Source organism: Pseudomonas sp. B21-041 (assembly GCF_024748675.1).
Classification (GTDB): domain Bacteria; phylum Pseudomonadota; class Gammaproteobacteria; order Pseudomonadales; family Pseudomonadaceae; genus Aquipseudomonas; species Aquipseudomonas neuropathica.
Window position 1 is genome coordinate 1,741,482 of sequence record NZ_CP087175.1, and the last position, 21,045, is coordinate 1,762,526.

The 21,045-nt window shown below is 60.6% G+C and carries 14 protein-coding genes; all 14 read left to right on the plus strand.

Translation table 11 applies throughout. From position 1 onward, the window contains the following. The first annotated feature begins 7 nt into the window (after positions 1-7). Entirely contained in the window at positions 8-1,300 is a 1,293-nt protein-coding gene (gene flgJ, locus LOY43_RS07745) for a flagellar assembly peptidoglycan hydrolase FlgJ (RefSeq protein WP_220558315.1), read from the plus strand. A gap of 24 nt (positions 1,301-1,324) precedes the next feature. Further along, on the plus strand, positions 1,325-3,370 hold the full coding sequence (flgK, locus tag LOY43_RS07750) for a flagellar hook-associated protein FlgK (protein WP_095050158.1): 2,046 nt from the start codon (positions 1,325-1,327) through the stop codon (positions 3,368-3,370). 13 nt (positions 3,371-3,383) lie between these two features. Continuing rightward, positions 3,384-4,952 carry a flagellar hook-associated protein 3 gene (locus LOY43_RS07755; RefSeq protein WP_099758333.1) on the plus strand — a complete coding sequence of 523 codons (1,569 nt, stop codon included), beginning with the start codon at positions 3,384-3,386 and terminating at the stop codon, positions 4,950-4,952. A gap of 108 nt (positions 4,953-5,060) precedes the next feature. Beyond that, the gene (locus tag LOY43_RS07760) at positions 5,061-8,654 is read left to right on the plus strand and encodes a glycosyltransferase (protein ID WP_258709426.1); all 3,594 of its coding nucleotides are present in this window, start codon (positions 5,061-5,063) and stop codon (positions 8,652-8,654) included. 938 nt (positions 8,655-9,592) lie between these two features. Beyond that, entirely contained in the window at positions 9,593-10,366 is a 774-nt protein-coding gene (gene rfbF / locus LOY43_RS07765; RefSeq protein WP_093439605.1) for a glucose-1-phosphate cytidylyltransferase, read from the plus strand. Then, positions 10,348-11,430 (plus strand): CDP-glucose 4,6-dehydratase, encoded by a 1,083-nt coding sequence (rfbG, locus tag LOY43_RS07770; RefSeq protein ID WP_095050161.1) that lies wholly within the window; start codon positions 10,348-10,350, stop codon positions 11,428-11,430. Before rfbF ends, rfbG begins: the two co-directional genes overlap by 19 nt. Then, complete coding sequence (rfbC, locus tag LOY43_RS07775; RefSeq protein ID WP_095050162.1) at positions 11,427-11,987, plus strand: dTDP-4-dehydrorhamnose 3,5-epimerase; 561 nt, start codon at positions 11,427-11,429, stop codon at positions 11,985-11,987. Before rfbG ends, rfbC begins: the two co-directional genes overlap by 4 nt. Then, positions 11,984-13,210 (plus strand): class I SAM-dependent methyltransferase, encoded by a 1,227-nt coding sequence (locus LOY43_RS07780; RefSeq protein WP_258709427.1) that lies wholly within the window; start codon positions 11,984-11,986, stop codon positions 13,208-13,210. The genes rfbC and LOY43_RS07780 overlap by 4 nt, the downstream gene beginning before the upstream one ends. Beyond that, positions 13,207-14,058: an NAD(P)-dependent oxidoreductase gene (locus LOY43_RS07785; RefSeq protein ID WP_095050164.1), complete on the plus strand. Its 852-nt coding sequence runs from the start codon at positions 13,207-13,209 to the stop codon at positions 14,056-14,058. The genes LOY43_RS07780 and LOY43_RS07785 overlap by 4 nt, the downstream gene beginning before the upstream one ends. After that, the gene (locus tag LOY43_RS07790) at positions 14,055-15,125 is read left to right on the plus strand and encodes a class I SAM-dependent methyltransferase (protein ID WP_258709428.1); all 1,071 of its coding nucleotides are present in this window, start codon (positions 14,055-14,057) and stop codon (positions 15,123-15,125) included. The genes LOY43_RS07785 and LOY43_RS07790 overlap by 4 nt, the downstream gene beginning before the upstream one ends. 17 nt (positions 15,126-15,142) lie before the next feature. After that, complete coding sequence (locus LOY43_RS07795) at positions 15,143-15,880, plus strand: cephalosporin hydroxylase family protein (protein ID WP_093439633.1); 738 nt, start codon at positions 15,143-15,145, stop codon at positions 15,878-15,880. A 54-nt stretch (positions 15,881-15,934) separates the two neighbouring features. After that, a complete protein-coding gene (locus LOY43_RS07800; RefSeq protein WP_258709429.1) occupies positions 15,935-18,850 on the plus strand; it encodes a TIGR00180 family glycosyltransferase in 2,916 nt (971 codons plus the stop codon). 23 nt (positions 18,851-18,873) lie between these two features. Then, on the plus strand, positions 18,874-19,875 hold the full coding sequence (gene pseB, locus LOY43_RS07805) for a UDP-N-acetylglucosamine 4,6-dehydratase (inverting) (RefSeq protein WP_258709430.1): 1,002 nt from the start codon (positions 18,874-18,876) through the stop codon (positions 19,873-19,875). Beyond that, entirely contained in the window at positions 19,872-21,029 is a 1,158-nt protein-coding gene (gene pseC, locus LOY43_RS07810; protein WP_258709431.1) for a UDP-4-amino-4,6-dideoxy-N-acetyl-beta-L-altrosamine transaminase, read from the plus strand. Before pseB ends, pseC begins: the two co-directional genes overlap by 4 nt. The last annotated feature ends 16 nt before the right edge of the window (positions 21,030-21,045 follow it).

Here is a 21,045-nt window from a genome sequence, read left to right on the forward strand (position 1 = left end):
GACCCTTATGGATATGCGCAAAAGCGGTCTGGTCAGCAGCAGCGATTCGGGTTCCTACTCGGACCTCAATCGCCTGAACCAGCTCAAGGTCGGCGACAAGAACAGCGATGCAAACCTGCGCAAGGTGGCGCAGGAATTCGAATCGCTGTTCCTTGGCGAGATGCTCAAGTCGATGCGCTCGGCGACCAACGCCTTGGGTGAAGACAATCCGCTGAACACGCCGGCGGCCAAGCAGTATCAGGAAATGTACGACCAGCAACTGGCCGTTTCCATGTCCCGCGAGGGCGGTGGTATCGGTCTGGCCGACGTGCTGATGCGCCAGATGTCGAAGAACAAACCGCTGGCGCCGGGCGAGGCCGCTGCCGCGTCCGCCGCCAAGCAGGAAGAAGCCAAGGCGAAAGCTGCTGCCGTGGCTACGCCGATTGCCGCCGGCACCGTTGCCACCAATGGCCCGTTGTCGCGGCTCAATGGCGAGCGACCGCTGTGGGCGTCGCGTTCGGTGAATGCGCCGAACACGCAACTGGCTCATCGCAACGATATGGAACTGATCAATCAGCGTCGCCTGGCTTTGCCACCAAAACTGGCCGATCGTTTGCTCGCCGGGCTGGTGCCGTCAGCCACGCCGGCAGCGGCAACGGCATTGCCGCAGCGTGCGACAACCGCTGCCAGCACTGGCGCCGGCCCGCTGTACAACGGCGATTGGCTGGCCCGCGCCGAGGGCGAAAAAGCTTCGGGCGGACAGATGCAGGTCTACGGTCGCGCCATGGCGCAGATTCCACTGGCGCCGGCGAAGAAAGCTTTCAGTTCCGCCGACGAATTCGTCAACACCATGCTGCCGATGGCCAAGGAAGCGGCCGACCGCATCGGCGTCGATCCGCGTTATCTGGTGGCGCAGGCGGCGCTGGAAACCGGTTGGGGCAAGTCGGTCATGCGTGCCCAGGATGGCAGTAGCAGCCACAACCTGTTCGGCATCAAGGCGAGCAGCAACTGGAAGGGCGATTCGGCCCGGGCGATCACCAGCGAGTTTCGCAATGGCGAGATGGTCAAGGAGACGGCGGAGTTCCGTTCCTACGCCTCGTACAAGGACAGCTTCCACGATCTGGTGACTTTGCTGCAGAGCAATAATCGCTATCAAGATGTCGTGAAGTCTGCCGATAACCCAGAACAGTTTGTACGCGAGTTGCAAAAGGCCGGTTACGCCACCGACCCGAACTACGCAAGCAAGATTTCGCAGATTGCCAAGCAGATGAACAGTTTCCAAAACTACGCTGCGGCGGGTGTATCCACCACGCCTTTATAAGGCACAAGGTATAAGGTCTGAACCATGAGTTTGCTCAATATCGGGATGTCGGGACTGTCGGCCAGCCAGTCCTCTTTGGCTACGACAGGCAACAACATTGCCAACGTCGACACCGCCGGTTATTCACGTCAGCAAACCGTGCAGGGCACCAAATCCTCGCAGCAGTTCGGCACCGTGTTCATCGGTACGGGCACGACCCTGGCCGACGTGCGCCGGGTGTACAACTCGTACCTGGAAAGCCAGCTGCACACCGCTACTTCGCTCGACAGCGAATCGGCTGCTTACCTGGCGCAGGCCACACCGCTGGACTCGATGCTGTCGGACACCAACACCGGCCTGACCGGTGTGCTGCAGAAGTTCTTCACCACGATGCAGGGCGTTTCGACGTCGGCGACCGATGACACCTCCCGCCAATCGGTGCTGACCGGTGCGCAGGCGCTGACCAGTCGCTTCAATACCATCGCCAAACAGCTCAACGACCAGAACACCACCATCAACGGCAGCCTTGGCGACATGACGGCCCAGGTGAACAAACTGGCCACCTCGATTGCCAACCTGAACCAGAAAATCGGCGAGATCTCCACCAGTGGCGGTGCGCCGAACGATCTGCTCGACAGCCGCAACGAAGCCGTGCGCCAGCTCTCCGAACTGACGGGTGCACAGGTCGTCGAGCGTGGCACCAGTTTCGACGTTTACATCGGCAGCGGTCAGCCTCTGGTGATCGGCAACACCACCAACACGCTGAGCATGGTCGCGAGCAAAGACGACCCGTCGCGCATGGCCATCCAGATGGATCGCGGTTCGAGCACCATCGACATCACCTCGGCGATGAGCGGCGGTGAAATCGGCGGCCTGTTGACTTACCGCAAAGAAGTCCTCGACCCGTCGCTCAACGAGCTGGGCCGCGTGGCGCTGGTGATCGCTGATCAGGTCAACAGTCAGCAAGCCCAGGGCATCGACAAGAACGGTGACTTCGGCGCGGCCATTTTCAACAACATCAACAGTGCCGCGCTGATCAGTTCGCGCAGCATCGCGCAGTCGGGCAACAGCACCGGTTCGGGTAACCTCGATGTCACCATCAAGGACACCGGCAAGCTGACCACCAGCGATTATCAAGTGACGTTCACCAGCGCCACTGACTACACCGTCAAGCGTTCCGATGGCACCGATATGGGCGCCTTCAGTACCACGACCAATCCGCCGCCTGTGATCGACGGTTTTACCCTTGCTCTCAAGGGTGGTGCGTTGAGCGCCGGTGACAGCTTCAAAGTCACGCCGACCCGCAATGCGGCGGCGAGCATCCAGACAGTGCTCACCGATCCGAAGAAAATCGCTGCGGCCGGTCCGTTGACCGGTGTGGCGAGCGCCAACGGTCTGGGCACTTTCACCCAGCCGACGCTCAACAGCAAAATCGATATCTACAACCCGACTGCCCAGGCTGACATGCAGGCGGCGCTGAAGAACTCGACGCCGGTCAAGCTGGTGTTCGGTGCGGTCACCGGGGGCAGCCAGTCCTACACCTTTGTGGATGCCAAGGGCGGCCTCATCAGCAGCGGCACTATCGTTCCCGGTCAATCGAACACGCTGGACCTGAAAGTCGGCATCGTCGATGCCAGCGGCAACCCGGTGATGGACACCAGTGTTACGCCGAACGTGCAGAAGACATTCTCCGTACAGACCACCGTTGGCGGCACGCCGAAGTCCGGCGAAACCTTCACCATGAATCTCACCGGTGCGGCGTCTTCGGACAACCGCAACGCGCAATCGCTGGTCGCCCTGCAAACGGCGCAGACCGTCGATACCGGTTCGGCGAGCAAGGGCATCAGCCTGACTGACGCCTACAACAAGCTGGTGACCAACGTCGGTACCAAAACCGCCCAAGGCAAGTCCGACAGCGCCGCGACCTCGGCGATTCTGGATAACGCCAAAGGCGCGCGCGATTCGCTGTCCGGGGTCAACCTGGATGAAGAAACCGGCAACCTGGTCAAATATCAGCAGTACTACACAGCGTCTTCGCAGATCATCAAAGCTGCGCAGGAAACTTTCGCCACGCTGATCAACAGCCTTTAAGGAGTCGTAATTCATGCGCATTTCCACCGCCCAGTATTACGGCACGCAAGCGTCGGACTATCAGCGTAACTTCAACAAGGCCGTCGCCACCGCCAGCGAGGCGAGCAGCCTGCAGCGCATCAATACCGCCGCCGATGATCCGATCGGTGCCGGGCGCTTGCTGCAACTGGGCCAGCAGGCCGCGATGCTCGATCAGTACAAGACCAACGTCGACAGCACCAAAAGTGCATTGACCGTGCAGGAATCCACGCTGGATTCGATCACCACCGCGTTGGCCCGCGCCAAGGAACTCGCCCTGGCCGCCAACAATGGCACGGCCACCGACAAGGACCGCCAGGCTTACGCTTCGGAAATGGGCCAGATCCAACAACAAGTGTTGGGTCTGATGAACGCCAAGGATGCCAGCGGCAACTACCTGTTCTCTGGTTCGAAGACTGACACCGCGCCGTATTCGCAGAATGCCGACGGCACCTACAGCTACAACGGTGACCAGACCACGATCAATCTGGGCATCGGCGATGGCATGACGATCGGCACCAACACCACCGGTTGGGCTGCTTTCCAGCAGACCATCAATACCGCGCGTACCAACGTCGCCATGACCGCGCCGGCAGTGGATGACGGTCGCGTCGTACTGTCCAACGGCACGATCGGTACCGTAGCCACTTACAACTCCAAGTTCACCGCTGGCCAGCCGTATACCGTCAGCTTCCTCAGCAGCACCCAGCTGAAAATCACCGATGCCCTTGGCAACGACGTGACGGCTGAGGCGAGCCAGAACGGTTTGGTCAGCAACAGCAGCGGTGCCAACCAGACGGTCAGCTTCCGTGGCGTCGACATGAAGCTGAACATCAACCTGAAGGCCGGTGATACCAACCCTGACGCGGTCATTGCCGGCCACAGCTTCCAGTTGTCTACCGCGCCTGACTCGTTCACTACCACGCGCAGCCCGGGTAACCCGTCGACCGCCGTGATTACCGGTTCGAGCATCACTGACCAGGCGGCGTACACTGCGGCATTCCCGCAGGGCGGCGCCGTTCTCAAGTTCACCAGCGCCACCGCATTCGATCTGTATGCTGCGCCGGTGACTGCGGACAGCAAACCGGTGTCCTCGGGCACTGTGGCCGGTAGCAACGCCACGGCGGCAGGCGTGACCTTTGCTCTGGGCAGCGCACCGGCAGCGGGTGATCAGTTCTCGATCCGCCCAAACGATCACCAGACCCAGAACGTGCTCGACACCCTCGGTCAGATGATTACTGCTCTGAATACACCGATCGATGGTGATCCGGTGGCCAAGCAGAAATTCCAGGGCGCCATGGAGGCGGGCCTCGGCAACATCGACGCGGCCAACAATCAAATCGGCGCTGCGGTGACCGAGATTGGTGCCCGTGGTCAGGCGCTGGAAATGCAAGCCACCACCAATGACAGTCTGAGCACCGCGAATACCACCACGCAAGGTTCCATTCGCGATTCGGATCCGGCTGAAGTGATGACGCGACTGACCCTGCAGCAGACCATGCTGCAAGCTTCGCAGCTTGCGTTCAGCAAGATCAGCCAGTTGGGTCTGTTCAACAAGATCTGATCCTCAACGGGCGCGTAAGCGCCCGTTTACCCTGCCACTCAGTCATGTTTTTTAGCGGAATCAAGGGCTCGCTGTTACGAGCGGGCTCGTACCGCCTGTGAGCCCGCCGTGAATTCACTCCCTCTTGTCAGTCTTGTCATTCCCGCCTTCAATCCGCGCTTCTTCGAGCGGACGCTGAACAGCGCTGTCAGCCAGAATTACGCCAATCTTGAAGTCATCGTGTGCGATGACAATCGTGGCGACGAGATTGAAGACATCGTTACGCGGGTGACGGAGCAGACCGGCTTTGCCGTGCGTTACGTGCGCAACCCTCGAACGCTGGGGCTGGTCGGTAACCTGAAGGCCTGCCTTGAGCAAGCCCGGGGCGAGTTCATCAAATTCCTGTGTGATGATGACCTGCTGTATTCGGCCTGTATCGAACAGCAAGCCCACGAGCTGCGGCGTGACGAAGTCAGTCTGGTGGTAGCGCAACGGTTGTTGTGGGATGCCAACGACATCATCCTGCCCGCACGTCTGGAAAACAGCTCATTGTCGCCGGCCAGTGGCTTGCTCAAAGGCGACGATGTACTGAGCATCTTTGAAAAATTCCCGGTCAACGTACTGGGTGGATTCAGTAGTGCGCTGTTTCGCCGTAGCGACGTTGTGGAGCTTTTGCCAGCCTTGACCGAGGAGGGGGCCTGCTTCGTTGCGACGCTGGATTTTGCCTTGTACGTCTGTCTGTTGCGGCGCGGCAATCTGGTGGTCTCCAACAACGTACTGAGTGCCGAGCGTCTCTACCCCGAGCGTCTGAGCGCGCAGCAACCGATGAAAGACGCGGCCGAGATCGAGCGCGAGTGGATCTCGCAAATGCTCAAGGTCCGCAGCGGCGAGTCGGCGCCGGCGCCGGGCTGGGTTCGTTATGTGCCGTTGACCAAGGCCGATGAGTCGCCTCGGGTCTGGCAGGAGCTGCCGCTGAGCCGTACCCTCGGCACCAAGCAGAGCCGTCAGGAGCTGGGGGTCGGAGTCGACAGCTTCAGTTTTGGCGAACTCTATGCACAATGGCTGGCGGTTCGGGTGTTGACCGAGGCGCAGCGCCAATGGCTGCCGGAAACCCTCGCTGGCTGGCCGCACCGACCGCGCATCGTGCCGATCATCATTGATGCCCAAGGCAGTCGCGATGGCCTGGAGCGCACCCTTGAGGCACTCGCCGCTCAGGATTACCCGCCGGAGCTGGTTCTGGTGCTGTCCACGGCTTGCAGCGAGGCGAAGCTGGACGATCGGGTGTTCCACATGCCGTTGCAGGGTGACGGCCTGGAGCAGATCAACGCTCTGCTGCCGCAACTGGAAGGCGCCGACTGGTTTTATCTGTTGCAGCCAGGTGACTGCCCGGTGGCGCCAGCATTGTTGGTGATGGCCGATCGCATTGCGCACGCAAGCTCATTGACATGCCTGTACAGCGACGAAGGCAGTCTGCGCGATGGTGAGTCGGCCGAGCCTGCGTTCAAGCCGGATTTCAACCTCGACCTCATGCGCAGCTACCCTTACGTCGGGCGAGCGCTGGCGTTCCAGCGCGAACGGTTCCTGGCGCTTGGTGGTTTTACCTCGACGTTCGCCGAACTCGCGCCCCACGATGTGCTTTGGCGCATGGTTGAAAGCGATGGCCTGCAAGTGGTCGGGCACATTGCTGAAGTGTTGCTGGAGTCGAAATTCGATCTGTCGCAATGGCTCACTGATCCTGGCGTTGCGCAGCAAAGTCCGCGAATCCTCGAAGCGCATCTGCAACGCCTTGGCATCGCTCACGACATTCGCGACCGTAACGGCGGGCTGCTCAATCGTGTCGACTATCACCATGCCCGGCGCCCATTGGTGTCGGTGGTCATTGTCACGCAGGACCAGACGGCTGCCTTGCAACGCTGCGTCGAGACATTGCTGGAAAAGACCGACTACACCGAGTACGAATTGCTCTTGGTCGATAACGGCAGCGAAAGCGCTGAAGCGTTGGCTTGGCTGGACGGTATGGCGCAACTGGGCAGCGAGCGGATTCGCGTGCTGAGCTACCCGCAAAAGGGTAACGCGGCAGCGGTGCACAACTATGCCGTCAGCCAGGCGCGCGGTGAGTATGTGTTGATGCTCAACGCCTTTGCGGTGATCACCCGGAACGACTGGCTCGACGAACTGCTCAATCATGCGCAACGCCCGGAAGTCGGGGTGGTTGGCGCCAAGCTGTTCAATCCGGACGGCGGCGTGCTGCACGCCGGCCTGATTCTTGGCTTGAACGGGCCGGTCGGGTTGCCGTTCTATGGCCAGCCGATGCAGTCGGAAGGGTACATGCATCGCCTGCAGGCGGTGCATGACCTGAGTGCCGTCGGCAGTGATTGCCTGATGATTCGCAAGTCGGTGTTCGAAGCTGCCGGCGGGCTGGACGAGCAGGACCTCAAACAAACGCTCAATGTCGTGGACCTGTGTCTGCGCGTTGGCCGCGACGGTTATCTGGTGGTGTTGAACCCTAATGCGATCCTGGCTGTGGGTGCGCGGCCAAATGCGATGGCGACACCGGAGGAAGAAGCGCAGCACGCCGAGGAGAGGGACACGTTTTACCAGCGCTGGCTGCAGCTGGTGGCGCGCGATCCGGCCTACAACGTCAACCTGACGTTGCAGGGCGTGGGCGCCACCAACTTCAGTCTGGAGCCGGGACTGCGCACGGGGTGGAGTGCATTCTCCAAGGCGCAGTTGCCCAATCTGCTGGTGGTGCCGATCAACGCTTCGGCCATCGGCCATTACCGCATGAGCCAGCCGATGATCGAGCTGGAAGCGGCCAATAGGGCGGAAGGGCGTATTTGCTACGGCTTGCCGTCGATCATCGATATCGAACGTCAGTCGCCTGATGTGATCGTTCTGCAAGGGCGCTACTCGGAGCACGCCATCGATGAAATCCCACCGCTGAAAAAGTACTTCAACGCTCGACGGATCTTCGAACTCGACGACTACGTCATTGATGTTCCCCACCGCAATGCGCACATACGCAACATGCCGAGCAAGCAGGACATGGAGCGCATGGTGCGCCGCGCGATCGGGCTGTGTGATCGTGCGGTCGTATCCACCGCACCACTGGCCAACGTGCTGTCGGACATGCACCACGACATTCGTGTCGTCCCTAACATGTTGGCCAAGGACTTGTGGGGCCACCTGCGCAGCCAGCGTCGGACCTCGAAGAAACCGCGGGTCGGCTGGGGCGGCGGCACCAGTCACCACGGTGATCTGGCGGTGATCGCCGAGGTTGTTCGTGAACTGGCCAATGAAGTCGACTGGGTGTTTTTCGGCATGTGCCCGGATGATCTGCGGCCGTACATGCATGAGTTCCATGGCGTCATCGGCCTGGACGTGTACCCGGCGAAACTGGCCAGCCTCAACCTCGATCTCGCGTTGGCGCCGCTGGAGTTCCATATCTTCAACGACTGCAAGAGCAACTTGCGGCTGCTGGAATACGGCGCCTGCGGTTACCCGGTGATCTGCACGGATACCGAGGCCTATCGCGGTTATTTGCCGTGCACGCGGATCAAGACCAACAGCACGGATGAATGGCTGCAAGCGATCCGTATGCACCTGGCCGATCCTGATGCCAGTTATCGCATGGGTGATGAATTGCGTGAGGTAGTGTTGCGCGATTACGTGTTGCGCGGCGATAACTTGCGCTACTGGGAATACGGCTGGCTGGCGGATTGATCGAGCGGGGCTTGGCGGCCTTTGGGCCGACCAAGCTCTTGGGGTTTTGGGGGTGTATCCGTTGCTGCGGGGGTTGCTGATTAGGGTTCCGCCCTTACGGCGGGTCACTTTTTCCAGACGCCGAAAAAGTAACCAAAAGGCTTGCTCCTACGTGCGGCCCACTCGCTAAAGCTCGGGGTCCCTTCGCTCCGGGATCGATCCGGGGGCATCGCCTACGGTTTGCTTCGCTGCACCTCCTCTCGATGTGTTTGGCTTCGCCAAACGGTCGCTGCGCTCCCACCCCGGATCAATCCCTCCGCTCAGCCTTCCGACGTCGCTCGTGGATCAAGATCAAGAGCTGCAGCCGAGCTAACGCTCATCCTGTTGAGTGGTGAGGAGCGGGGCGTGGTCGGCTTTGGATTTGTGGTGGGTTTTCCCCTCACCCCAGCCCTCTCCCGAGGGAGAGGGAGCCGATTTGTGGGCTTTTCAAGGTTTGAGTTCGACTCGGTATCGCACGTCGGCGTACTTCTCGCAATTTCCTCGGTCAGTCCCCTCTCCCTCTGGAGGGGAGAGGGGCCGATTTGTGTGCTTTTCAAAACCTGAGTTCGACTCGGTATCGCACGTCGGCGTACTTCTCGCAATTTCCTCGGTCAGTCCCCTCTCCCTCTGGAGGGGAGAGGGGCCGATTTGTGTGCTTTTCAAAACCTGAGTTCGACTCGGTATTTCACGTCGGCGTAGCTCTCCCAAACACCTCGGTCAGTCCCCTCTCCCTTTGGGAGAGGGTTAGGGTGAGGGGGCTTGTGGAGCTGGCGCGTTTCCTGCAAGTCCCCTGTAAATCGCCATAAAACGAGCGCTCGCGGTCACTCCAGCGGCGCCCGGAGCGGCAAAAGGTTTAGCCAGACGGCCCGCAAAGCTCAAGAAAGCCATGCGCAGCCCGGTGAAGAACAAGAGGGGAGACGATGAAGGCAGTTATTTTGGCGGGTGGCCTCGGCACGCGCATCAGTGAAGAGTCGCACCTCAAGCCCAAGCCAATGATCGAGATCGGCGGCAAGCCAATTCTCTGGCACATCATGAAGCAGTATTCCGCCCATGGAATTCACGACTTCGTGATCTGCCTCGGCTACAAGGGCTATGCGATCAAGGACTTCTTCGCCAACTACTTCCTGCACACCTCTGACGTCACCTTCAACATGCGTGAAAACCGCATGGACGTGCACCAGAATTACAGCGAGCCGTGGAGCGTCACGCTCATCGACACCGGCGAAGAAACCATGACCGGTGGCCGTCTGCTGCGTGCCGGCCGTTACCTCAAGGATGAAGAGGCGTTCTGCTTCACCTATGGCGACGGCGTTTCTGATATCAACATTGCGCAACTCGTCGATTTCCATAAAGGCCACGGCCGTCTCGCGACCGTCACTGCCGTGCAACCGCCGGGCCGCTACGGCGCGCTTGAGCGTCAGGGCGATCAAGTGCTGGGCTTCACCGAAAAGCCTCGCGGTGACGGTGGCTGGATCAATGGCGGCTTCTTCGTGCTCTCGCCGAAAGTGCTGCCATACATCGCCGATGACGCCACCACTTGGGAAGCCGAACCGCTGGCGCGTCTGGCCGCTGACGAACAGTTGAAAGCCTTCGAGCACGAAGGCTTCTGGCATCCGATGGACACCCTGCGCGACAAGAACCATCTCGAAGCGTTGTGGCAGAGCGGGGAGGCCCCATGGAAGCAATGGGCCTGAGTGCGGATTTCTGGCGCGGCAAACGCGTCCTCGTCACCGGACACACCGGTTTCAAAGGCAGCTGGCTGACCCTGTGGCTGCAAAGCCTCGGCGCGCAAGTCAGCGGCTTTTCCCTGGATCCGTCGACTGAGCCGAGCTTGTTCGAACTGGCGCGGGTGCATGAGGGCATCAACGATCAGCGCGGTGATCTGCGGGATCTCGGTGCCTTGCTGGAAATCATCGCCGACACCGAGCCTGAGATCGTTCTGCACCTGGCTGCTCAGCCATTGGTGCGCGAAGGCTATCGCGATCCGCTCGGCACGTACTCCAGTAACGTCATGGGCACGCTGAACCTGCTCGAAGCGATTCGTCAGGTCGGCTGCGTGCGCGCCTGTGTGCTGGTGACCACCGACAAGGTCTACGCCAACAAGGAATGGCTGTGGCCGTACCGCGAAGACGAAGCCCTCGGTGGCCACGATCCTTACAGCAGCAGCAAGGCTTGCTGTGAATTGCTCGCACAGTCTTATGCCGCGTCGTTTTTCCCGGCGGACAAGTACGCCGAGCACGGTCTGGCCCTGGCCACCGCGCGCGCTGGCAACGTCCTGGGCGGCGGCGATTTTGCCCCTGAGCGCCTGATTCCTGACGTGCTCAAAGCGTGGAGCGCCGACGAACCGGTGACCCTGCGTTATCCGCAAGCCGTGCGCCCGTGGCAGCACGCGTTGGAGCCGCTGGCCGGTTACCTGCAACTGGCCGCAGGTCTCTACGAACAAGGCCCGGAATACGCCGGGGCGTGGAACTTCGGCCCGGGTGAAGCGGACATGTGCAGTGTCGGCGAAGTGGTCGAATTGCTCGCCAGCCGCTGGCCGCAGGCGTGCGGTTTGCGCATCGAAAAAAGCGAACTGCACGAGGCCGGCCTGCTGCGTCTGGACAGCAGCCGCGCACGCCAAGTACTTGGCTGGCATCCGCGCTGGACCTTGCAACAATGTCTGGCCCAGACCCTCGACTGGCATCTGGCGTGGCAGAACGGCGATGACATGCGCAACGTCACTCTCGGCCAACTGAACCTTTACCGAGGCGCGTTGTGAGCGAATTCTCCCTGAAGGCATTGCCGCTGGCCGGACTGTTCAGCGTCCAGCACAAACGTTTCGAAGATCAGCGCGGGCACTTTGCCCGGCTGTTCTGCGAAGGCAGCCTGAGTGCGTTCGGCAGTGAGTTCCATATCCGTCAGATCAACCATTCCTGCACCCGTGAAAAGGGCAGTGTGCGCGGTCTGCATTATCAGAATGCCAATGCCCCGGAAGCCAAACTGATCACTTGCCTGCGCGGTGAAGTGTGGGACGTGGCGGTGGATCTGCGCCCAGACTCCGAGACCTTTCTGCACTGGCACGCCGAGCATCTGAAGGCTGGCGACGGCCGCAGCCTGTTGATTCCGGCCGGGTTCGCCCACGGTTTCCAGACCCTCACCGAAGACGCCGAATTGCTTTACCTGCACAGCGCCGATTACGCGCCGGAGCACGAGGCCGGGCTGTCGGTGAATGATCCACGGCTGGCGATTGCCTGGCCGTTGCCTGTCAATAATTTGTCAGCGCGTGACTCCAGCCATCCCGCGCTCGATCAACACTTTGCTGGAGTGCGTCTATGAACTGCCGTGGGTGCGCCGCACCGCTGAGCCTGCCGCTGATCGACCTCGGCACCTCGCCACCGTCCAACGCCTACGTCCACGCTGATCGCCTGGAGCAGGCCGAGCAATGGGTGCCGCTGAAGGTCGCGGTGTGTCAGCAATGCTGGCTGGTGCAGACCGAGGATTACACCAGCGCCGATAGCCTGTTCGACGCCGAGTACGCCTACTTCAGTTCGTTCTCCAGCACCTGGCTGGCCCATGCCGAGCGCTATGTCGCCGAGATGGTCGAGCGTTTCGGCCTGACCGCCGACAGCCGTGTGGTTGAAGTCGCCGCCAACGACGGTTACCTGCTGCAATACGTCGCCGCTCGCGGCATTGCCTGCCTGGGCGTTGAACCGACGCGCAGCACTGCACAAGCGGCACGCGAAAAAGGCCTGGAGATCCGTGAGCTGTTCTTCGGTCGCGACACCGCTGCGCAACTGAAAAGCGAAGGTTGGGGCGCTGACCTGATGGCGGCCAACAACGTGCTCGCCCATGTGCCGGACATCAACGATTTCCTTGTAGGCTTCGCGACGCTGCTCAAGCCGACCGGCGTCGCCACCTTCGAATTCCCGCAACTGCTGACGCTGATGGCTGGCGCGCAGTTCGACACGCTGTATCACGAACACTATTCCTACCTGTCGCTGACCGCCGTGCAGACCCTGTGCGAGCGCAATGGTCTGGAAGTCTTCGACGTCAGCCAACTGACCACCCACGGCGGTTCGCTGCGCGTGTTCGTCCAGCGCAAGGACGGCCAGCGCCGCCCGGTTCAGCCGGCGGTGCAACAACAGTTGCAGGCCGAGCTGGAGGCCGGGGTGAAAACCGCCGAGTACTACGCAACCCTCGCGCCCGCCGCTGAACGCATCAAGCATGACTTGCTGCGCTTTCTGTTGCAGGCCAAGGCCGACGGCAAGCGGGTAGTCGGTTACGGCGCGGCGGCCAAGGGCAACACCTTGCTCAACTACGCCGGGGTCAAACCGGACCTGCTCGCCTGGGTGGCTGATGCCAACCCGCACAAGCAGGGCAAATTCCTGCCGGGCAGTCGCATTCCGATCGTTGCGCCCGCGCAGATCGACATCGAAAAACCGGACTACGTGCTGGTGCTGCCGTGGAACCTGCTGCACGAAGTCAGTCAGCAACTGGCGCAAGTGCGTCAGTGGGACGGCCGCTTTGTGATCGCCGTGCCCGAGTTGAAAGTGCTGTGAAGGTACTGGTTACCGGCGCTACCGGTTTTGTCGGCCGCCATCTGGTTGCGGCGTTGCTGGCCCGTGGCTGTGACGTCCGGGCGGTGGCGCGCAACGCAGAAACCGCGCAAGGCATGCCGTGGATCAACGACGTCGAGTTTGTGAGCGCGGATATTCACGCCGCCGATCTCGATGTCGCTGCGTTGACCGCAGGTGTCGATGCACTGGCGCATCTGGCCTGGCCGGGTTTGCCGAACTATCGGGCGCTGTTTCATTTCGAGCACAACCTGATGGCCGATTACCGCTTTATCAAAAGCGCGGTCGAGGCGGGCGTGCAGCAGGTGCTGGTCACCGGCACCTGTTTCGAATACGGCATGCAAAGCGGCCCGCTCAGCGAAAGCTCCGCGCCGCAGCCGAGCAACCCTTACGGTCTGGCCAAGCACACGCTGCACCTGTTTTTGCAAAACCTGCAGCAGGAACTGCCGTTCACGTTGCAGTGGGCGCGCTTGTTCTATCTGCATGGCGAAGGGCAGAACCCCAACAGCCTGTTGGCGGCATTGGACCGGGCGATCGATACCGGTGAGCCGTCGTTCAACATGTCGGCCGGCGAGCAGTTGCGTGATTTTCTGCCGATTGAAAACGCTGCGGGTTACCTCGCCGCGATCCTGCAACGACACGACTTCGACGGCGTGATCAATTGCGCCAGCGGCCAACCGGTGTCGGTGCGTTCATTGGTTGAACAACGCCTGTGCGAACGTGGCGCGACACTGAATCTGAACCTCGGCCACTACCCGTATCCGACCCACGAGCCCTTAGCGTTCTGGGCGGTGACCGAGCGCTTGCAACAGTTATTGGGAGAGCCGCAATGAGGCACGAGTTGTACCGGGTCACCGACCTGCCGGTGCTGCAGAACCGCACCTTTGCCGATCCCGCGTCGGCGCAGGCCTCGGCCAGTGCCGACATGCTGTTGGTGCAGGACGAGCGCAGCGGTCTGATCTTCAACGCGGCGTTCGACGCCGACAAGCTCAGCTACGACGCCGATTACCAGAACGAGCAAGCGCATTCCGGCCAGTTCCAGAAGCACTTGAGTGACGTCGAAGGCATCATCGCCAAGCACTTCAAGGGCCAGGAGCTGATCGAAGTCGGCTGTGGCAAAGGCTATTTCCTGGAATTGCTCAAGGGCCTCGGCTATTCGATCACCGGCATTGATCCGGCGTACGAAGGCGAGAATGCCGACGTGATCAAGGCACCTTTCACTCGGGGCCTGGGTCTGGCTGCGGACGCCATCGTCCTGCGCCATGTGCTGGAGCACATTCAGGATCCGGTCAGTTTCCTCGTGGAAATCGCCAATGCCAATCAGGGCGGGCAGATCTACATCGAAGTGCCGTGCTTTGACTGGATCCTCGAACACAAAGCCTGGTTCGACCTGTTCTACGAGCACGTCAATTATTTCCGTCTCGATGACCTGCGCCGGATGTTCGGCACCGTGCACGAGGCCGGTCACCTGTTCGGTGGCCAATACCTGTACATCGTCGCCGACCTTGCGACGTTGCGCCTGACCCCGGAGCAACCGGTGCCGCGCCTGGCCCTGCCTGACGGCTTCACCGCCAGCCTCGATCGCGCCGTGCAGATCATTCAGTCCGCCCCCGAGCAGGGTTCGGCGATCTGGGGCGCTTCGTCCAAAGGCGTGATCTATTCGCTGTTCCTGCAACGTGCCGGTGTGGCGGTGGATCGTGTGGTGGATATCAACCCGGCCAAACAGGGGCGTTATCTGCCGTTGAGCGGCGCGCGGGTGTCCTCGCCGCAAGAGGCCATGGACGCGCTGCCCGAGGGCGCCAACCTGTTTGTGATGAATTCCAATTACCTCGAAGAGATCAAGCGGATGACCGGTGGACGCTACGTCTATCACGCCGTCGACAGCGCTTCGTTTCAGTGACCCTTGAGATTATTAAAATGACCGACAACAGCATCAACCAAGCCTTCGAAGCCGAGTGCCGGGAACAGATTGCCCAGCAGGGTGACGACCAGAAACTGACCGGCCTGGCCCGCGATTTCTTCAACGAATCGGCCAAGCACAAATACAGCTACCACTTCTCGTGGATGGGCCGTCCGATCATCCAGTTGCCACAAGACATGATGGCGATGCAGGAGATCATCTGGCAGGTCAAACCGGATCTGGTCATCGAGTGCGGCATCGCTCACGGCGGTTCGATTATCTACTACGCCTCGTTGCTGGAGCTGCAGGGCCACGGCGAAGTGCTGGGCATCGACCTCGACATTCGCCCGCACAACCGCGAAGCGATCGAAAGCCACCCGATGGCCAAGCGCATCAAGATGATCGAAGGCTCGAGCATCGACGCCGGCATTGCTGCCCAGGTGCAGGCGGCGGCCAAAGGCAAGAAAGTCATTCTGGTTCTGGACTCCAACCACACCCACGATCACGTACTGGAAGAGCTGCGTCTGTACGCACCGCTGGTGTCGGTCGACAGCTACTGCGTGGTCATGGACACCGTGGTTGAAGACATGCCGGCCGATTTCTTCCCGGATCGTCCGTGGGGCCCGGGCGACAACCCGAAAACCGCCGTGTGGAAATACCTGGAAGAGAACCAGGATTTCGAGATCGACCAGCAGTTGCAGAACAAGCTGTTGATCACCGTGGCGCCGGACGGCTATCTGCGTCGCGTCCGTTAATTCGCAACATCACCAAGCGTTGTTTCGGCGAGTCGCCGGTTGTGGAGAGAAGTTATGCAAGGCAAGTACAGTTCTGAACTGGCGCTACCGCTCGAAGAGCTATTGACCGTCGTCCTGATTACTCACAATCGGCCGGCGTTTTTGCGCCGGGCGGTGAAGTATTACAGCAGCTTGCCCTGCAGAATCATGGTGCTCGATTCGACACTCGAACGACCTGAAGGCGACTTTGACGCCGTCGATTACCACCATGTGCCGCAGTTCGCCTACTGGGGCATGCAGGCCAAACTGGCGTATGGCGTGGAGAAACTGACCACGCCATACATGGTGCTGGCGGCCGACGACGATTTCATCCTGCATGATTCGCTGGCAGAGTCCGTCGGTTTCCTGCATGCCAACCCTGACTACGGCATGTGCCACGGCTATTGCCTGATGTACCTGTCATTGGCCCATGGCGTGAACTACTACCGCCGCGACAAGAAAGTCCAGGAAGACTATGCGTCCGAGCGGGCGCAGGATCGCGTCCTCGACTACATGAACCAGTACATCCCGCCGTTCTACGCGGTGACCCGTACTGATCTGATGAAAAACTGGCACTCGGCGTTGCCGCCGGGGACCAATTTCCAGTGGCAGGAAATCGGCCACGTCTACTACCTGCTGGCCAGTGCCAAGGCCCGCATCCTGCCGATTCCGTACGTAGTGCGCGAGATCAACTACGGTGTCTCCGAGCACAATACCGATGTGTATCACTCGCTGACCTACGTCGACGCCAAATCGGTCGCCGAACGGGAGGCGTTTGCCGAGTTTCTCGTCTCGCTGCCTACCGCTATCGAAGGGCTGGATGCAGGGCAGGCCAAGGCCTTTGCCCTGGAGAGTTTCGAGGCAATGGCCGACAGCCTGAAGGCCGGGCGGGCGCTGACTGCCGAGCTGATTATCGAATCGACCTGGAACCAGGAACTGAAGGCGCCGGATCGTCGTTTTGGCCCGCTGCAGTACGTTGAAATGCCGTTCTACAACCAGGCATTCTTTGAACGTCTGGAACAGTTCGAATTCATGTTGCACACCCTGCCGGCCGGTCGCATGCAACTGGAAGGACTGGAAGGCGTGTGGGCCCGTCAAGCGCACCTGTTGCAGGCGCGCAATAACGACACGGCGGAAAGTGTGGTTGACCGGTTGTGGCAGGCCCATGATCTGAATGCGTTCAACCTGACCGTGGTCAAACGTCTGGCGACCCAACTGGACATCGTCGGCGACGAAAGCGCTGCGCAAGCCATGCGCGAGTGGATCGCCCGTCTCGAAGCGCTACTGGTCGAAGATCATCAGCCAGTCTTCGGCAAAATGAAGTCCGGTCGCCTGTTGCAGTGGCTGGCGGCTCGCGCGCCGACGATCGAACAACTCGAGTCGATAGGCCAACATCTGGCGACTGAAGGCGGTGGCCCGCAATTCGGCATTTTCCTGCTCGATCTGGACAACGACATCGACAAGTTGCAGGTGTCGCTCGACAGCCTGCTGGAAGGTCACTGCAAAGCGTTCAGGATTGTCGTGTTCACCACCGGCGAAGCACCGACGGCGACGACGGCACAAAACACCCTGCACTTTGTTCGTGTCACCCAAAGCAACTTTGTCGACAAGCTCAACCAGAGCGCTCAGCAGTCGCCAAGCGATTGGTTACTGCTGGGTGAAGCGGGTGACCAGTTCACCGCCAGCGGCCTGTTGCGCGCCAGTCTGGAGCTGATGTCGGCCGAAGGTGTGCGTGCGGTGGCCACCGATGAAATCCAGCGCAAGGACAATGGCGCGCTGGTTGACGTGTTCCGTCCGGGTTTCAACCTGGATCTGCTGCAAAGCGTGCCGGCACTGATGGCGCGCCATTGGTTGATCCGCCGCGAAGTGTTGCTTGACGCCGGCGGTTATCAGGCCGATTTCAACAAGGCGCTGGAATTCGACCTGCTGTTGCGCATCATTGAGCAGGGTGGCCTCGACGGTCTGGCGCATCTCGACGAGCCGTTGCTGATCACTCAGGCGGCAGAGCTTGAAGAAAACGCCCACGAACGTCAGGCGTTGCTGCGTCATCTGGGCAATCGCGGCTACAAGGCCAAGGTCACGTCGACGGCGCCGGGCACCTGGCAAATCGATTACCGCCACACCGAGCAGCCACTGGTTTCGATCATTGTGCCGGTCATCGATGATCTGCCAGTGCTGCGCCGCTGCCTGGAAGGCGTGTTGCTCAGAACCCGTTACAGTCGTTATGAAGTGTTGCTGGCGGCAAACGCCAATCAATCGGCAGCGGTCAACGACTGGCTGGGCACGCTGCGCCACGCCAAAGTCAATGTGTTGCGTGCCGATCAGCCGCTGAGCGAAGTCGCGCTGTACAACGCCGCCAGCGAGCAGGCTCAAGGTGAGTATCTGGTGCTGTTGGCCGCAGACAGTGAAGTCGTCAACCCGAACTGGATCGATTCGCTGCTCAACCACGCCCAGCGTCCGGAAGTGGGCATCGTCGGTGCGAAATTGGTCGACCGTGACGGCAAGGTGGCCCAGGCCGGCTTGATTCTTGGCCTGAACGACGGCGTGGGTTCGGCCTTCATCGGCGAAAGTCACACAGCAGACGGCTACATGCATCGCTTGGCCGTCGAGCAGAATTACTCGGCCGTGTCGAAGGTCTGCCTGATGGTGCGCAAAGGGCTGTTCAACGCGCTTGGCGGGCTGGATGAAGTGACGTTCGTCGAAGGTTATGCCGATGTCGATCTGTGCCTCAAGGCGAGTCAGGCCGGCTACCTCACCGTGTGGACGCCGTTGGTGCAGGTGCTGCATACCGGCGAGTTGCCGCAGGCGCCAGAAGCGCTGGCGGCACTGCGTGAGAAATGGAGCGGCGTCTTCGCGCAGGACCCGGCTTACAACGCCAACCTGGCGCTGAGCGGCAAAGGTTTCACCCTGGGTGAAAATGCCTCGATCAACTGGGCACAGTTGCTCGCTTAAGCGCGCCGGACAGGAATCAGCATATGTTCAACGGTAAATCGATTTTCATCTCCGGCGGCACAGGTTCGTTCGGGCGCAAATTCATCACGCGCCTGCTCGAGCAATACCAGCCCAAGCGCGTGGTGGTGTTCTCCCGTGACGAGTTGAAGCAGTACGAAATGCAGCAGACGTTCAACGCGCCGTGCATGCGTTATTTCATTGGTGACGTGCGTGACGCTGACCGTCTGCGTCAGGCCATGCGCGGCATCGACTACGTGGTGCATGCCGCGGCGTTGAAGCAAGTGCCGGCGGCGGAATACAACCCGACCGAATGCATTCGCACCAACGTCAATGGCGCGGAGAACATCATTGCCGCCGCCATCGACAATGGCGTGAAAAAGGTTGTGGCGCTGTCGACCGACAAAGCCGCCAGCCCGATCAACCTGTACGGCGCGACCAAGTTGCTCTCGGACAAATTGTTCGTCGCCGCCAACAACATTGCCGGCGAGCAGGAAACCCGGTTTGCCGTGGTGCGCTACGGCAATGTTGCCGGTTCCCGTGGTTCGGTGGTGCCGTTCTTCAGCAAACTGATCGCCGATGGCGCACAGGAACTGCCGATCACTGACGAACGCATGACGCGGTTCTGGATCACCCTCGACCACGGCGTGCAATTCGTCCTCGACAGCTTTGCGCGGATGCACGGCGGTGAAGTGTTTGTGCCGAAGATTCCGTCGATCCGCATTGTCGATCTGGCGCGCGGCATGGCTGAACACCTGCCGCACAAGAACGTCGGCATTCGTCCCGGCGAGAAGCTCCATGAATTGATGGTGCCGCTGGACGATGCGCGGATGACCCTCGAGTTCGAAGATCACTACACCATCCAGCCGTCGATTCGCTTTACCAGCGTCGATGTCGATTTTGCCGTCGACAAACTCGGCGAGCAGGGGCGTGCCGTGAGCGAGGATTTCGAGTACCGCTCCGACACCAATTCGCATTTCCTTTCGGTCGGGCAGATCGCTGATCTGCACGCGAAGCTCTCGGCATGATTCCCTACGGTCGGCAGAGCCTCGATCAGGCAGACATCGATGCCGTCGTCCAAGTGCTGCAGTCGGACTGGCTGACCCAAGGGCCGAGCATTGAGCGTTTCGAACAGGCAATGGCCGAGCGTTGCCAGGCTGACTTCGCCGTCGCGGTGTGCAACGCCACGGCGGCGTTGCACATTGCCTGTCTGGCCGCTGGCCTGGGGCCGGGTGATCGATTGTGGACGACGCCGAACACCTTTCTTGCCTCGGCCAACTGTGGACGTTATTGCGCTGCCGAAGTTGACTTCGTCGACATTGATCCGCTGACCTGGAACCTTGATGCGTTCGCCCTCGAAGCGAAACTCGATCAAGCCGAGCAGGACGGCACTTTGCCCAAAGTGCTAGTAGCGGTGGCGTTCTCCGGGCAGAGCTGCGACATGCGCAAGATTGCCGAACTGGCCGAGCGCTACAACTTCACCGTGATCGAAGATGCGTCTCACGCGGTCGGTGCGTCCTACGCCGGGCGGCCGGTCGGCTGCGGTGAGTTCGCAGCGATGACGGTGTTCAGCTTTCATCCGGTGAAAATCATCACCAGCGCCGAGGGCGGCATGGTGCTGACCAATCGGCCGCAACTGGCCGAGCGCCTGCAGCGTTTGCGCAGCCACGGTATGACCCGCGATGCGCAGCAGATGAGCGAACCGAGCCACGGCCCGTGGTACTACCAGCAGATCGAGCTGGGTTTCAATTACCGCATCACCGATCTGCAAGCCGCGCTGGGTTTGTCGCAACTGAGCAAACTCGACGACTTCATCGCCCGACGTCGTGACCTCGCGGCGCGATACGATCGCTTGCTGGCGTATCTGCCGGTGACGTTGCCCAGCTCTCAGCCTGAGGCGCAATCGGCTTGGCACCTGTATGTGATTCGGCTGCAGACCGACCGCATCGGCCTCAGTCATCGTCAAGTGTTTGAAGGCTTGCGTGCTGTCGGTGTTGGCGTGAATCTGCACTACATTCCTGTGCACCTGCAGCCGTACTATCGCGACCTGGGTTTCGCCGAGGGCGATTTCCCCGAGGCCGAGCGTTATTACGCCGAGGCGATCAGCCTGCCGCTGTTTCCGCTATTGAGCGATGCGCAACAGGATTACGTGGTTGAGCAATTGCGTCGGCTGACCGAATAATTGCCGCTGAGGCAAA